The sequence below is a fragment of the uncultured Aquimarina sp. genome, assembly GCF_947500065.1.
Taxonomy (GTDB): Bacteria; Bacteroidota; Bacteroidia; order Flavobacteriales; family Flavobacteriaceae; genus Aquimarina.
Genome location: NZ_CANMQT010000001.1, coordinates 205,419 through 221,202, shown reverse-complemented (window position 1 = coordinate 221,202; position 15,784 = coordinate 205,419). Strand labels below are relative to the sequence as shown.

General features: G+C 31.7%; 13 protein-coding genes. 9 read left to right on the top strand and 4 right to left on the bottom strand.

The genetic code is table 11. The annotated features are described in order from the left end of the window. Positions 1-7: 7 nt before the first annotated feature. Positions 8-688 (bottom strand): response regulator transcription factor, encoded by a 681-nt coding sequence (locus Q0975_RS01125; protein ID WP_299431856.1) that lies wholly within the window; start codon positions 686-688, stop codon positions 8-10. Further along, positions 681-2,186 (bottom strand): HAMP domain-containing sensor histidine kinase, encoded by a 1,506-nt coding sequence (locus tag Q0975_RS01120; RefSeq protein ID WP_299431853.1) that lies wholly within the window; start codon positions 2,184-2,186, stop codon positions 681-683. The genes Q0975_RS01125 and Q0975_RS01120 overlap by 8 nt, the downstream gene beginning before the upstream one ends. A 128-nt stretch (positions 2,187-2,314) precedes the next feature. On the opposite strand from Q0975_RS01120, the gene Q0975_RS01115 reads away from it, so the two are divergent. The 9 genes from Q0975_RS01115 to Q0975_RS01075 all read left to right on the top strand — a co-directional run bounded on the left by Q0975_RS01115 (position 2,315) and on the right by Q0975_RS01075 (position 12,267). Beyond that, a complete protein-coding gene (locus Q0975_RS01115) occupies positions 2,315-3,043 on the top strand; it encodes a TlpA disulfide reductase family protein (protein ID WP_299431850.1) in 729 nt (242 codons plus the stop codon). A 6-nt stretch (positions 3,044-3,049) separates the two neighbouring features. After that, positions 3,050-3,871, top strand: a complete 822-nt coding sequence (locus tag Q0975_RS01110) for a GLPGLI family protein (protein WP_299431847.1) — start codon at positions 3,050-3,052, stop codon at positions 3,869-3,871. A 22-nt stretch (positions 3,872-3,893) separates the two neighbouring features. Continuing rightward, complete coding sequence (locus Q0975_RS01105; RefSeq protein WP_299431844.1) at positions 3,894-5,057, top strand: aspartyl protease family protein; 1,164 nt, start codon at positions 3,894-3,896, stop codon at positions 5,055-5,057. 92 nt (positions 5,058-5,149) lie between these two features. Then, the gene (locus tag Q0975_RS01100; RefSeq protein ID WP_299431841.1) at positions 5,150-6,034 is read left to right on the top strand and encodes a GLPGLI family protein; all 885 of its coding nucleotides are present in this window, start codon (positions 5,150-5,152) and stop codon (positions 6,032-6,034) included. Positions 6,035-6,061: 27 nt separating this feature from the next. After that, positions 6,062-8,797 (top strand): TonB-dependent receptor, encoded by a 2,736-nt coding sequence (locus tag Q0975_RS01095; protein WP_299431838.1) that lies wholly within the window; start codon positions 6,062-6,064, stop codon positions 8,795-8,797. 199 nt (positions 8,798-8,996) lie between these two features. Beyond that, positions 8,997-10,511, top strand: a complete 1,515-nt coding sequence (locus Q0975_RS01090; RefSeq protein WP_299431836.1) for a hypothetical protein — start codon at positions 8,997-8,999, stop codon at positions 10,509-10,511. 173 nt (positions 10,512-10,684) lie between these two features. Further along, complete coding sequence (locus Q0975_RS01085) at positions 10,685-11,224, top strand: hypothetical protein (protein WP_299431834.1); 540 nt, start codon at positions 10,685-10,687, stop codon at positions 11,222-11,224. Between the two features lie 13 nt (positions 11,225-11,237). After that, complete coding sequence (locus Q0975_RS01080) at positions 11,238-11,753, top strand: DUF302 domain-containing protein (protein WP_299431832.1); 516 nt, start codon at positions 11,238-11,240, stop codon at positions 11,751-11,753. A gap of 91 nt (positions 11,754-11,844) precedes the next feature. Beyond that, complete coding sequence (locus Q0975_RS01075) at positions 11,845-12,267, top strand: DoxX family protein (RefSeq protein WP_299431830.1); 423 nt, start codon at positions 11,845-11,847, stop codon at positions 12,265-12,267. A 38-nt stretch (positions 12,268-12,305) separates the two neighbouring features. Here Q0975_RS01075 and Q0975_RS01070 read toward each other — a convergent pair whose 3' ends face one another. Both Q0975_RS01070 and Q0975_RS01065 read right to left on the bottom strand, forming a co-directional pair. Then, a complete protein-coding gene (locus Q0975_RS01070; RefSeq protein WP_299431828.1) occupies positions 12,306-12,650 on the bottom strand; it encodes a hypothetical protein in 345 nt (114 codons plus the stop codon). A gap of 220 nt (positions 12,651-12,870) precedes the next feature. Then, entirely contained in the window at positions 12,871-15,765 is a 2,895-nt protein-coding gene (locus Q0975_RS01065) for a patatin-like phospholipase family protein (protein ID WP_299431826.1), read from the bottom strand. Positions 15,766-15,784: the final 19 nt, after the last annotated feature.

The following is a 15,784-nucleotide window of genomic DNA, read 5'->3' as shown; positions in this document are numbered from 1 at the left end:
ATGTACTTTAACAAACTAGTTTATATCCATATCCTCTTACATTAATGATTTGGATCGCATCGTCTTGTTTTAGTTTTTTACGGAGCTTTGTGATAAACACATCCATACTTCTTCCGTTAAAGAAATCATCATCTCCCCAAAGTTTTTTAAGGATCATAGAACGATCTAATACTTGATTTTTGTTTTTTATCAAATGAAATAATAAATGTGACTCTCTATGTGTTAGTTGATGAGATTCGTTCTCATAGGTGAGAATCTGTTTAGGGAAATCAAATGTGTATTTACCAATTACAAGTGTCTGAGAACTTTGTTGAATTTTAGTGCGATGTAATAAATTGTTGATTCGTACAATTAATTCTTCCATACTAAAAGGTTTCTTCAGGTAATCATTTCCACCAATTGTAAAACCTTCTACCACATCCTGAGCTTGTGATTTTGCTGTAAGGAATATGATAGGAACAGTATCGTTCTCTAGTCTAATTTCTTTGGCTAGTGTAAATCCATCTTTCTTCGGCATCATTACATCCAATACTAATATTTTTGGGTGCACAGATTGATATAAGGTATATGCTTCTTCTCCATTTTGGGCAAGATGTACTTTAAAGTTTCTTGTTTCCAGACTTTCTTTAATAATCTGACCTAAAGAAGGTTCATCCTCTGCTAATACTATTTCTATAAGTTCAGCCATTTGGTAATGTGATTTTAAAGTTAGTCTTCTGTTGATCTAGTAATAGTTGTATAGAACCTTGATGTTTTTCTATGATTGTTTTAGTGTAAAATAAGCCTATTCCGAATCCTTTAACATCGTGAGTATTTCCTTTAGGTACTCTATAGAATTTCTCAAATATTTTATCCCTATTAGCTTTGTTTAAGGATGTTCCATCATCTTGTATTTCTATAGATATGTTTGTATTTGTGTTTTTTATAGATACAACAATAGTGTCTCCTCCATATTTGATCGCATTGTCTACAATATTATTAATGGCATTTTCAAAATGAAATGCATCTATTTTTTTCCAAATATTTTCATGAGAACTATCAAATGATATTTTTTTATTTGGAGAATTCGCTTGATGTTTTTTGGTAACAGTGTCAATAAGACTCACTAGATTTGTTTCTTCTAAGTTTAGTTGAAGTTCTTCGCTATCTAAAGTAGCGGTTTCTAATATTTTTTCAACCATGGTGTTTAATTTCCCTAATTGGTTAGAAGACATCTCAACATATTTTTTTGTCTTCTTAGGGTCATTTTCTTTATTGAAACTCTGAATTCCTTCCAGAGCAGCACTAATAGTAGCTATAGGGGTTTTAAACTCATGAGTAATATTACTGATCAAGTCATTTTTTAACTCTGCTAATTGTTTTTGATGATTGATGATTTTTAAAAGGTATAAAAGACAACCTATTACTGAACCAACTAAAATGAAGGATAATAAAATTCCAAATAAGTTTTTCTTTAGTATAGAACGTGTAGTATTAGTGAAAAATAATTCTAAAGAGCTATCAAGGGGTAAATATGAAGATTTAGATTTGGTAGATAATGATGTTTCAAAAGAAATTTTGGAGTTCAATTTCTTTTCTTCTTTCATTGGATCAATATAGGTTATACCATAATCTACATAAACATTTTTTCTTTGTAATTCTTTTTGAAAAAGACTATCTATTTCTTTTAGTTCTATCGTTTCTTGGTTAATGGATATTACGATTTTAGAGGTAAGTGCTTGTAAAGGGTGTTCTTGAAAACGAAAATGAACTGAATCGGGGCTACTAACACGAATGTCTATTTTTGCAGAATCAGATAGTTCTGATATTTCCAGATATTCGTCAATGCTATCTGTCTCTTTACCTCTGAATATAGATACTCCCTCAAAATGTGTGGATTCTAAAAAATCAATATTATTAAATCGAGCACGGGTAGTATCAATATTTTTAATAATACTGTCAAATTTAGAGCTCCCCAAAAAATTGCCTAAATCCCCTGATTTTGATGCGAAACCAATAGTCTGATCCTTTGCTAGTTTTTCATAATATTGATCTACTGCATTATCCAAACTTATTTGAACTTCATTAATTAGTTGCTGTTTTCCTGCTTCATAATTTTTAAAATTCCAATAGACCTGTATACCTAAGGTAACTGCTATTACAATGGTAATAAAATATAAAATGCTTTTATAACTGTTCTTTTGCATATGCCAAAAATAGGATTCTTAAATGATATAAAAGGAATCGGTTAACACTCGTTAACACTGGTTAACGGTATAGTTAGCATTCAGTTTTCATATTTGTGGTGTACTAATCACATAAAATCAAAAACAATATGAAAATCAAAATTTTAACAGCGACATTATTTTTAACATCTTTTTTAATTTCTGCACAAACGAATTATTATAAAACAACCGATGGAGTTATTTTAACTCAAGTAGAAGTAGATCAGCAGAAACAAAAGATAGTAGATAAGATTTCTAAATCAAATCCAGAAGCCGTTATAGCTATAGAAATAAAAGATAAAAATATTAAAGGAGATTCTATTATAAATGATTACGGTATTCATGTTGATCTTACTCCAAATACAAGTAGAACAGATAAAGAAGGGTTAGAAAAATACATGTATAGTACGCTACCTGAAATCCCTTTTTTTGATATAAAAGGAAAAGAATATCAAGTTGCTGATTTTAAAGGAAAACCTACATTGATTAACTTTTGGTTCGCTAGCTGTAAACCTTGTGTTGATGAAATGCCAGAATTAAATAAACTAAGGCAATATTTTGGAGATCGAGTGAATTTTATTGCGATCACTTTTGAATCTAAAGAAAAAGTAGAGAAGTTTTTACAAAAACAAGATTTTGATTTTGAACATATGATAAATGCCCAACATTATTTAGATGCTTTAGAGATGCAATCATATCCTAAAAATGTAATTCTTGATAAAGATGGATTGGTAAAGAGTATAGAATCAGGTATTGCATATATCCAGGGAGAAAATGGAGATTTAGAAATGGGAGAAGCAACAGAATTAAAAAACACATTAACTAAACTTTTAAAATAAACAATAATGGTAAGACTAATAACATTAATAGTATTGTTCTTGGTGCAAAGTATGATGGCCCAGGATTTTCAAGGAATTGCTACCTATAATACCAATAGAAAGTTGGATATAAAATTGGATAGTACACATATAAATTCTGACATGCAGAAGCAGATTCATGAGATGATGAAAAAACAATTTCAGAAAGAATATACTTTGCGATTTAATAAAACAGAATCCGTGTATAAAGAAGAGGAGAGCTTAGGAGCTCCTCAACCAGCTAATGGAATTCAAGTAATGGTTGCTGGATTTGGGGAATCAGAAGTATTATATAAAAACAGTAAGGAAGAACGGTTCGTTGCACAACGGGATTTATTTAGTAAAATGTTTTTAGTAAAGGACACGCTGAGGAATTATAATTGGAAGCTAGAGAATGAGACTAAAAAAATAGGAAATTATACATGCTATAAGGCAACTTCAAAACAAACAATTAGACAATCACAAAATATCTCCATTAACAATGATCAAGAAGATGAAGAAAACTTTAAGGAAGAAGAAATAGTTATTACTGCTTGGTATGCGCCAGAGATCCCAGTTAATAATGGCCCTGCTACTTTTTGGGGATTACCCGGTTTAATTATGGAAGTTAATGATGGACTACAGAATATACTATGTAACAAAATAGTGTTGAATCCAAAGAAAAAAGTGGAGATTACAGAGCCTACTAAGGGAAAGGTTATAACAGAAAGTAAGTTTGGAGAAATTATGCAGAAAAAAACTGAGGAAATGCAAGATAGAAGATCGAATCGCAGTGATGGAGATGGTATGACGATAAAAATAAGAGGATAAATCATCAAAAAACAATCAAAAAATGAACAGAATATTATCAATACTATTTATTTTCTTAGCCATTGCTGTCAGAGCTCAGGTAGAAATCATACCATTTGAAGAAGATCAGTTGGTTTTTATCAAAGTACAAGTTAATGATACTGAAGAAGTATTAGATTTTGTATTTGATACAGGAGCTTCTACTGGAGTTTTGGACAGCGCCGTTGCCGAGGAATTAGGAATAAAATCTAATTATTCTCAAGCGGCGCAAGGAGCTAATGGATCAGAAACCTATAATATTGCATTAAATCAAACAATCAGAATAGGATCTTTAGCACTTAATAATTCTAACTTGGTACTTGTCGATCTACAAAAACTTTCTGAGCGATCCGGAAGAAAAATTGAAGGAATTATAGGGTACGATATCTTAAAACGATATAGTACTCGCTTTGATTTTAATAAAAACACAATTACTTTATATAACAAAGATGAAGAAATTACTGGATTAGAAGATTACATCCAGATTCCTTTGAAGTTTGATGGAATACCTATTCCCCAAGTTGATCTTACATTCACCCTAAGAGATGGCACTACGCATACAGGGAATTTTTTATTCGATAGCGGGGCAAATATGACATTGTTGTTTAATACTCCTTATGCATTAAAAAATGATCTTAAAAGTAAGTCTGGCAAAACAGTTATAGGAAAAGCAAGAGGGCTCAATAAATCAACTACATATACAAAAGGAACCATTGAAAAACTTAGGTTTAATGGTTTTGAATTCACCGATTTACCGATTGATATTTCCGAAGGCGAAGAAGGAGTCTCTGGCTCTAGTAAATATACAGGAATTCTTGGGGCACAAATCATCAATCGATTTGATATGGTATTAGATTATGAAAGTAAGTTACTTTATGTAAAACCTAATTCAAAATTCGATATTTCATTTGATTTTCCAATGAGTGGGCTAGGTATTGAAAAGGTAGATGATAAAATATTGGTAAGTTATGTGCTAAAAAACAGTGAAGCGTATCAAAAAGGCATTAGGGAAGGAGATGAGTTGATTGCGGTAGACAACTATGATGGTGGTGAACTTAGTATCTGGAGGAAGTATCTTAAGAAGGAAAAAAAAGAAGTTAAGATAAAAGTAAAAAACACATCAGGCAAGATCAATCAAGTGGTTATTTTATTAAAACGATTGATCTAAAATTCCGACACTGACTTTTTGGGATATAATTAACTTTTTTCGGTTAAACCGTGCGGTAATATTAGAGTCTAAGTATTTTAAAACTGCCTAATATGAAGACTTTAATTACAGTGGTAAGTATGCTTACCTTCTTTTTAACAACCGCACAGAATTTTCAAGGAAAAGCTTATTATTTCAGTAAAACTGGAATGGATATGGATTTTGGTAGACGACAAATGTCGGAGGATCAGAAAAAAGCCATTGCAGAACGAATGAAATCCGCTATGGAAAAAACATTTATCCTCACTTTTGATAAAAGCGCTGCCACTTATAAAGAAGAAGCCAAATTGGAAGCATCTGGTGGTGGAGGTGGAAGAAGGGGAGCAATGCTTTCTGGTTTCACTTCTAATAATTATTATAAAAATATTAAAGAAGGTACGTATTACGATCAACGAGAATTTTATGGAAAAAACTTTTTGATTAAGGATTCCTTATCAACATACGATTGGATATTGGTCAATGAAACTAAGAAAATAGGAAATTATACTTGTTTTAAGGCTACAGCCACCAAAAAAGTGAATGAGGTAATGGATTGGAGAGCAATGAGAAGAAAGGCAAGACAGCAAAGAGAAGAAAGAGAAGACGATATAGATGATCAAGCAAGTGCCGAAAACACTCCAGATGAATTAGAAGTGCCAAAAGAAATTGAAGTAATCGCTTGGTACACTCCAGAGATCCCTGTTAATCAAGGGCCTGGATCTTATTGGGGATTACCAGGCTTAATTTTAGAAATCCAAGAAGGGAGAACTACATTATTGTGTAATAAAATAATACTTAACAGTAAAGAAAAAGAAGAGATTAAAGCACCTACAAAAGGGAAAGAATTATCTCAAGCTGAGTTCGATGAAATCACAAAAAAGAAAATAGAAGAAATGATCGAACAATTCAGTACACAAAGACGTGGAAGAGGTGGTTTTGGAGGAGGACGCAGAAATTAAATTCTTTAGAAGAAAATCAATCAAAAAATGACTAAAAAAATAGTATATCTTGTTTTCCTGGTAGGGATAACTGTGTCTGCACAGAAAGTTCAGATTACCGGATTTGTAAAAGATTCTTTAGGAAATCCATTAGAAATGGCAAATGTAATCGCATATAAAAAAGCCGATAACGCTATGACAGCATATGGCATTACTAATGACAAAGGGAAATATAAAATATCAGTTCCTGTAAATGAAACCTATTTACTTAAGGTAAGTTTTATAGGACTTTCTGCGGAAGATAAAACAATTACTGCAGCTAATGCAGATATTACTGCCGACTTTACAATGACCTCAGAAAATAGCCTTGATGAAGTAGAGATTGTATATGAAATGCCTGTAGTAGTTAAAGGAGATACATTAATCTACAATACGGATTCGTTTACCAATGGTAGCGAAAAAAAATTAGGAGATGTATTAGATAAGCTTCCAGGTATAGAGGTAAATGAAGATGGAGAGATAGAGGTAGAAGGTAAAACTGTTTCTAAAGTTATGGTAGAAGGGAAAGAATTTTTTGATGGGGATTCTAAATTAGCAACTCAAAATATTCCGGCAGACGCATTAGATAAAGTAGAGGTGCTAAGAAATTATGAAGATGTTGGTCAGATGCGCGGTTTACGAAATAACCAAGATCAAGTAGCAATAAATATCAAATTAAAAGAAGGGAAAAAGAATTTTTGGTTTGGGGATGTAACTGTTGGAGCTGGAGTAGGAGAAACGGAGCGATATCTAGTGAAACCAAAATTATTTTATTACAGTCCTAAATATAGCCTCAACATTTTAACAGATTTTAATGATATAGGAGAAGTACCTTTTTCTAGAAGAGATTATTTTAATTTTACAGGTGGTTTTAGAAATCTAGGTGGAGGAGGCACATCCTTTAATATCACAACAGATGATCTGTCATTTGCAGTGTTACAAAATAATAGAGCTAATGAAATTAATACGAAGTTCGGAGCTGCTAATTTTAGTATGGCGGCAAGCAAAACACTTGATATTAGCGGATATGGAATTATAAGTGATACTAAAACGGATTTGATTACAACTACCAGAAGAACCTATATAGATGATACTCCGGATCCCTCAGATAACACTATAGAAGAGACATTTGATAATACAGAGCAAAGAAGCAAACTGGGATTGTTAAAATTAAGTGCAAGCTATAGACCTAATAATGATTTTAGATTAGATTATGATGTCTTCTCAAAACTTTCTAAACAAGAAGAGGATGATACGTTTCTTTCAGTCAGAGATGATATTTCTGAAGATATCAATGAACGATTAGAAAACACTCCTTTTTCTGTGCAACAGAATATGAATGCTTATTATACACTTAATACAAAAAATATTTTCTCGTTTCAAGCGCAACATTTATTTCAAGAAGAAGATCCTTTTTATAATGCAATAAGAGCAGAAATTCCATTTAGAGGTGTTTTTACCCAAATTAACGATCCGTTAGATCCAGATTTAGATACTTATGACCCTTTACAAGAATCTGAAAACTATAATGTTAATCAACAAAAAAATGTGAAAACTAGTAAGCTAGATGCTAAACTGGATTACTATTATGTTTTGAATAAAAAAAGCAATCTTAATTTTACTTTCGGGTCAACCTTGAGTACTCAAAAATTTGACTCGGATATTTTTCAAATTTTAGATGATGGTAGTCAGAATGATTTTGAGTCTACCGAGTTTAGTAATGAGGTGAAATTTAACTTTAATGATGTCTATGCAAGTATACATTATAAGTTCATAACTGGGATTTTTACATTCAATCCTGGAGTTAGTGTTCATAACTATAACCTGAAAGATGAACAGTTAGGAACAACAGTAAATCAAAATGAATGGCGAGTGCTGCCAGATTTTTTTGCTCTGGTACAGTTTAAGAAAAGTGAAAGTTTACGATTTAATTATTCTATAACAGCTAATTATACAGATGTTAATAGATTGGCAGAAGGATATGTGTTTAATAACTACAATTCTCTATCTCAGGGAAACCGTAATCTAGAAGGAGCATTATATGATAACTACTCGTTAAACTACTTTAGTTTTAATATGTTTAATTATACGAATATTTTTGCGAGATTAAGTTATACAAATAGACGTAACCCAATTAAAAATACAAGTGTTATATCAGGAATCAACAGAGTAAATACACCTATTAACTCTAATCTTGCCGATCAAGTACTTTCTGCAAATGGAAACTTTACAAGGACCTTTGGTAAAATTAAAGGAACACTGAATGCTAATCTAAGTTGGTCAAGCTTCAATAATATTGTAAATACTTTGCCAAGTGAGAGTATTAGTTTTACGCAAACATATAGAACAGAATTGTCTACAAACTTTAAAAAAGGACCAAATTTTGATTTCGGATATAGTATTACCGTTAATGATTATGATAATAATGGAGCAGAAAGCACTTTTTATACCAGTAGGCCTTTTGCAAGATTAGATTGGGCGTTTGCTAAGGGATTTTTATTAAAATCATCGTATAGCTATTATAATTATAGAGATACCGAAACAACGTTAAATGAATATAGTTTTTGGGATGCAGAAGTGTTTTATCAAAAACCAGATAGTAAGTGGGAGTATAAATTTTCGGTAACCAATCTATTGGACACAGAAAGTATTAATAGGGATAGCTTTAGTGAGTTGTTTAATAGTACTTCTAGTTATGTGGTGCAGCCCAGATATTGGATATTTAGCGTAAAATATAACCTATAAACCACTTTTGTTAACAAGATTCTTGTAGGATATGTTAGATGTTTCCTAAGAATCTTGTTTAGAAAATGTTAAATGAAATAATGACCATATGTAAGGTATAAATAGAAACCTGTGATTTATGGTTCGTTTTACTCCATTTATAAAATGATGTGCCAGCGAAAGGTAAGAAGCATCTACATTCGCGAAAAAATTGATGATTATGGTATCATCACTTAACACACATACACTTATGGAGAAACAAAGCTTACAGTATTGGACTTTTTTTATTGCTATGATCGTATTTATTTCGGGATGTAGTAATGATGATGGAATACAAAATTCGCCACAAAATTTGGGAAAGATTTTATCTTTTAAATTTTTTGCAGAAGATAATAGTAGTTTGCAGGAAGATATAGCTGCAGAGATTAATGAACAAACTAAAACAATAATGGCGACCTTACCCGAAGGAACCATGCTTTCAGGTTTAAAACCAAGAATTACAATTACATCGGGAACCGATATATTTCCTGATTCTGGATTTCCTAGAAATTTTAATAATGAAGTAACTTATGAACTAAGTTCAGATATAGATGCGATTACTAAATACTCGGTGATCGTTTCATTAGAAGAAAGTTCGGATAATAGTATCAGAAGTTTTGGTTTTTTGGAATCAGCTAATAATACGTTAGATATCGATGTTGTCGGAGAAATTGATGAAAATTCTAAAGTTATTTCATTAGAATTTGACGCAGGAACTGATATTATAGGACTGATTCCTACTATAGAAATTGCTCCTACGGCCAGTATTGAACCAAACCCAAATGATCCACAAGATTTTAGCAATGAGGTTACGTATGAGGTTACTGCAGAAAATGGAAATAGATCGACCTATAGCATAAACACTACAGTTTCACAAAGAGATGGAAAAGAAATATTAACGTTTGAGTTTTTGTCAGAAGATAATCCTGGAAATTTATCGGGCAATTATGAAGCGTTTATAGATCAGGAAAAAAATAGGATAAAACTAAATCTTCCTGAAGGTACCAACCTTAATAATCTTGTTCCAAGTATTACAGTTTCTGATGGCGCTGTCATAAATCCCGAAGTCGAAACAGTACAAAATTTCAATACAGTTTTAGATTATATGGTAATCGCAGAAGACGGAACTACCGCTGAATATACTGTAAATATATATACGGATAACTCATTAAGAAGTGATCGGGAAGCGCTTATTGATTTTTATAATGCAAAATCTCCACACAATAATGCGCTGGCGCAATGGGATATTGAATCACAAGATATTGGTAGTTGGCAAGGTGTTACTGTTGAAGAAGGAAGGGTAACCGGTTTAGGACCAGCGGATTTACAACTAAGAATGAAAGTATTGCCAGTTAGTATAGGAAATCTAACTAAACTTGAAATTTTAAGTATTGAAGGTTTGAGATTAGAAGAAATTCCTTCGGAAATTGGAAATTTGAAAGAATTAGTAATCTTGTTTTTGTCCAATAACTTATTACAGGAAATACCTTTAGAAATAGGAAGCTTGGATAAACTTAGGTGGCTTGATTTACAAACTAATTTATTGGAAGACATACCTTTAGAAATAGGTAATTTAAGAGATCTATTAACCTTAAATATCAAGGACAATCCAATTATTAATGTCCCAAGGGAAATTTGTGCACTTAGAGAAGGCTTTACGACTATTGAGCTTGATGATGATGATATTTGTGAATAATAAGGGGGAATTTGGTTAGCAACCAATAAATAGTAGAAAACAAAAAAACCTTGGAAATTTAATTTTTCAAGATTTAATTTTTGGTAGAAATAATAAACGGGTTACTAGTTAATATTACAAAAAATTGCAATTTGTTTTGGTTTTAAATTATCTTTAGTGTAAAAAGTAATTTAATGGTAAGGAATATAGTAATCCTGCTTATGGTAGTTTTGGGGAGCTCCTGTAATACTGGAAAACAAAAAGAAAGCTCAACATCAGAATCAAAAGGATGGCAAATGGTTTATGCAAATGATGATAAAGGGAATGCGTTGTCAGGTGACTTAAATGATCTTAAAAAAGCGGTTCGTCAGGGCTGTGAAATCCGAGTAGGTTGGGGTATATATAATGAGTATAAAAAAGATGGATTAAAGCTAGTAGTTCAGGTCGAGCATACGGCGGAGGCTCAGTTTTTAACAATTAGTAAAGGACATGTGTTTGCTCAACTATCAAAAATTATGGGACAAGCACCATCCAGAGAATTACCTCACTTAAGCTTGGTAAAAACACATCATTGGTATTCTATTTTAGGAACAACTGGTAAAATGACTCAAGTCTACCTAGATCATTCTGACGTTGATAAAAGTGATGAGTATATAGACGATGTGAAAATGATCTGGTACATTAATGTCAATGATTGTGATTATAAAAGCAATGATAATAAAGTCTTATACTAAAATGAAGTCCAAAATGAGAAAAATAATTTTCAGTTTTTTATTTATTTTAACTTTTTACTCTTGTAATAATGTTGTGAATGAAACGTCTAAAACAGAACAAAATGTATTAGAATCAGATATGGAAATTACAACACAACAAGGAATAATAACTAAAGAAAGTACTAAGAGCTTTGATGAAACATATAGCGCATTAGTTGAGGTGATTAAGAATAATCCAAATCTTAAAATTATAGCAGAATTAGACCATCAGGCAAATGCAGCATCAGTAGGGTTAGAGTTAAACCCTACAAGGATTATTATGTTTGGTAACCCTAACTTAGGAACTCCTTTGATGAAGAGTGCTCAAACAACTGGATTGGATCTCCCTCAGAAAATTATGGTGTGGAAAGATGATCAGAATACTGTGAAAATTTCATATAATGATCCACAATATTTACAACAACGTCATCATATAAAAGGTACGCAAGAAGTATTAAGTAAGATAAGCTCTGCGTTAGACAAAATTACCTCGGTGGCATCTGGTTTGTAATAGATTATTATTGATGATCTTTTGATCTTTTGTTTTTTATTATATTAAAAATCAGTATCTTATAGTGGTCTAATCAATACATTTTTTCATTATGCCAACTATAAAGTCATTAAATAAGTGGGCGAACGCTCATACGTATTATCCGTTAGATCTTCTTAGAATAGCATTGGGAGTATTTTTATTCTTAAAAGGAATAAACTTTATTAGTAATAGTCAGATATTAGTAGACTTACTTAAGCCGTTTCAAAACCTAGCAGGTGGGATGATTGTTATTCATTATGTAGCTCCTGCTCATTTAATGGGTGGAATTCTAATTGCTTTTGGATTATTAACTCGTTGGTCCGTTGCCGCGCAGTTACCACTTTTGATTGGTGCGATTATTATTAATTTTGTAGGAGAAATGAACGTAGCTAACTTGGTTATTGCTAGTGTCGTATTTTTGCTATGTGTGTTCTTTATGTTTTACGGTTCTGGGAAACATTCTGTGGATTATTATCTAAAGATGGAACAATAGGGTATAATACCTTAGAAATTAGTTTATAAATCTAAAAACTAATTCTGTATTTTCACTTTAATAGGATCACCGCTAGAAACATAGCTTCCGCCAATTTCGTCAATGTTTATGTTTAGTTCATCGCTGGTGCTTATTTTATTGATATCTACTTTGAGTTTATCATAGGTGTCAATACTTCGGATGTTTACGTCAATTTCGTTGGTAGTATCAAGTTTAACTGTGATAGTTCCATCTTTATTGATAGGAACCAATCCGTAATTAGATGAAGTAGCTGTTCCTTCGGCATATGCTTTTGGGATGATGTTAATGTCTTTTAAAACGATACAACTTAAGCAAATAGCAATGATGGTTAGAATGAATTTAGTGTAATTATCAGTTTTCATAATAGATTTTTTTTATGTTTTATATCAAAAATTACGCCGATATAATCTGGGAGTGTATTTCATGATGTAACCTCTTTAATTGTCTTAAGATACTTCTAATTGTTATCAAATAAAAAACCTGAATTCCTGATGCGATTATGGAATTCAGGCTCTTTTATAAGTAGTGTATTTACCAAGAATGTTTGATACACTTTTTATACTTCCTATTTTGTGATGTAAATCATCGTAATAGTTTCTTATCCAGTGATTCTGTTTGCTCTTTAAAATACCATCCGTCAGTTAATTTTTGTAAATCAATTTCTAGCAAAGGATTAACATGATAATTGATGTTTTTTAGAGAATAATGTAGTGCAGTCGAAGCGTCATTGATTGCGTTACTCATTAAAGGCAAATTAAATTTGTCAATTCGCATTTCAGAAATAATATCGGTATAATTATTTTCAATAGCGATACGCTTTTTATCAGGATTTAGGTTGCCGTCAACATCATTAGGTATTTTTACCTTATTGGAAAGGGATAATCCCAAACGTTGTATTAATTGAGAATTGATTTTTAGAGATTCTGCATTTTGAGATATCGTATCTGGATGAATAGAATTCTCTTGTTTAATATACTCTAATAACGATACCTGAAAATAATATTGATACCTAATTTTATTACCGGAGACATTTATTTTATGCTGAATTGTTTTTCTTTTTTTTATTGAGTTATCAGAACAACGTATGAGAAGTTTCTTATTAAGTTCGGTATCACTAAGTATCGAAATAGTTACAGGTTCTAATGGTAAGTAATTAATTTGATCTACACTTTTCTTAATAAAGTTTTTTAAGATATTAGAACCACGCCATGGCGATTTTTTGAAAATTGAACGCGCAAATAATCCAATAGATACTAATGGCATGGCAATGGTGCCTAGTAAAGATGTAGCTACAAAAGGAACTTTTAATAGTATAAACTTTAAATATTTATTACTCAACAGAACTCCTTTTATGCGAATTATTGATGGATTAAAAAGATGATTTTCTAGTTCCGTGGCGTATAGATTTCCATTATTAAAAAAATCTATGTTTTTAATTCTATTTGTTAATTGATTTTCAAGAGTTGTAAATCCTTGATTTGCTATAAAAGGGCGATCAGGTCGGAATCCACCAGCACTTTCTTTCAAGGATAGTAAAGTACTTAAACGTGCAAATTCAAAAGCATATTTCCTAGCTTTTAGAGATGCAAATCCTCCAAATGCTTCGATTTCACTTCCTGGTAATTCTATAGTGTTCAGATTCTTGTTCACAGGAAGTATAGCTGCACGATAAGCATTTTCGTTTTTCCCATCTGTGTTCAGTGCAAAATCTGCGATTACTTTAAAAACGGTTTGAGCAAAACCATTACGATCCTCTTTTGTGTTGAGGTTTAGTAAATCATATACTTGCGTAATATTGGCTATTTGTTGATTATTTATTTTATCCTTTAGGCTATTCAGCATTGCTTTACTAATATTTAAGCATTCTGTCTGATCTTTTTCTTGCTTCAGACAGCTTTTACGAATCTCAGCTAAAAAATATTCCATAGGATCTCGTGTTCCTAATGAAATGATTCCATTTCTTAGATTTTTATCAATTTTATTGAAAGCTGTAGCAATAATTTTAATATTCAAATTACTACTCATATTAGTGTTAGCATCCAGATAATTGAAAATAGTATTCCGAAGCTCAAAATTTTCTTTTACATCAATTATTTTATGTTCTTCTTTTATGCTTCCTTGATTGGTGAGCACACCTAGAATACTAGAGGCATTTCCCAAAAGTTTCCCGAGTTCTTTTTTAAAAGATACTTCGTTATCGGATGCCTTGACAGGAGAAAATGCGGAAACTTTAAAAGAGTGATATTGTTCTTTTCTTACAATCGGATCTACAAAAAGAATAAGTCTTTCTTCATTTTGAGTAATACGACCAAAATCTTGAAAAGTCCCTATTTTAAATGCTTCTCGTATAGGTTCATTATTAAATGTTCCTCCATCGATGTATGGAAAATTAAAGCATTCATAGTTTAAAGTATTATTTCCTTCTTCTGCGAAATAGCTATTATTTTTAAAGCCGTTGTTACTTGCAGATTTATGCTCTTCAATTTCGTTTTGTATTTTGATGAAAGATGATGGCCAGTCTGTGTTTTCATTATTGTCACCAAACTCTTGCTTATACCTTTTAAGGAGTACAGGTTCAAACGCAATCGGAAATGCTCCACAACCTAGTGCAGAAGCCGAAATGGTAGCCCAAGCTGATTTGTCAGCCATACGAAAATGCGTAGGAACATTTGGGTTAGGAGTATTACAAAATTTTAACCATCTAGAATCTGTTTCTTTTTCATCATTGTTAACAGCATCTTCATCAAAAATGAAATCTATGACACGTAATTCAGAATGATTTTCTGATCCTACGGATTTTAAAAAATTCTGTTGTAATATATCTTTACCAGTGTCACCATTGATATCACTACCTTTTTTTAAAAAATCTATTTCAATAGGTAAAAGATTGGTTAGTGAACAGGCAAAAATTACCCGCTTTGGGTCTAAAAGTTGTCTTCTTGAAATATCAACTCCATCAGAAGCCATTAAATATTTCTTAGTAAGATCTTCTAAAAGTTTTCTGTCCAATAAGGAGAATGATTCGTTTGGTTTCGCTACATAATCTTTATGAGTTTTATTGCCATAAAGTTTAATAGAATCTACTTCTTCTACCCATAACTTATATTGAATCTTTTGAGCAAGCTGAAGTGCTTTGAGTGTTTCGAATTTGCTTTTCTGCTTTTCTGCTTTTAATGCATCTCCTTCAAAGTAATCTTTAATAATTTCTTCCAGAAGATCATTTTCACTTAGTTGCTCACTAAATAAAGGCATCATTGAGTGGTAATCAATAAGACATTTGAGCATAATAGTTAAAGCAATTGCACCTGCACTTGCTCCGCTCATTCCATCTACAATTACTTTTTCATATTCGTTCTGATCACTATCCTTACCATAAAGGACTAATAATTTTAATGCTTCCGTTAATGCTGAACCAGAAAAAGAGCCTAAAGAAACTCCTCCTCCCATTGCTAGGCAGACACGCAGTGTTTTTCCCATGATTTTTTATTTTACTGTT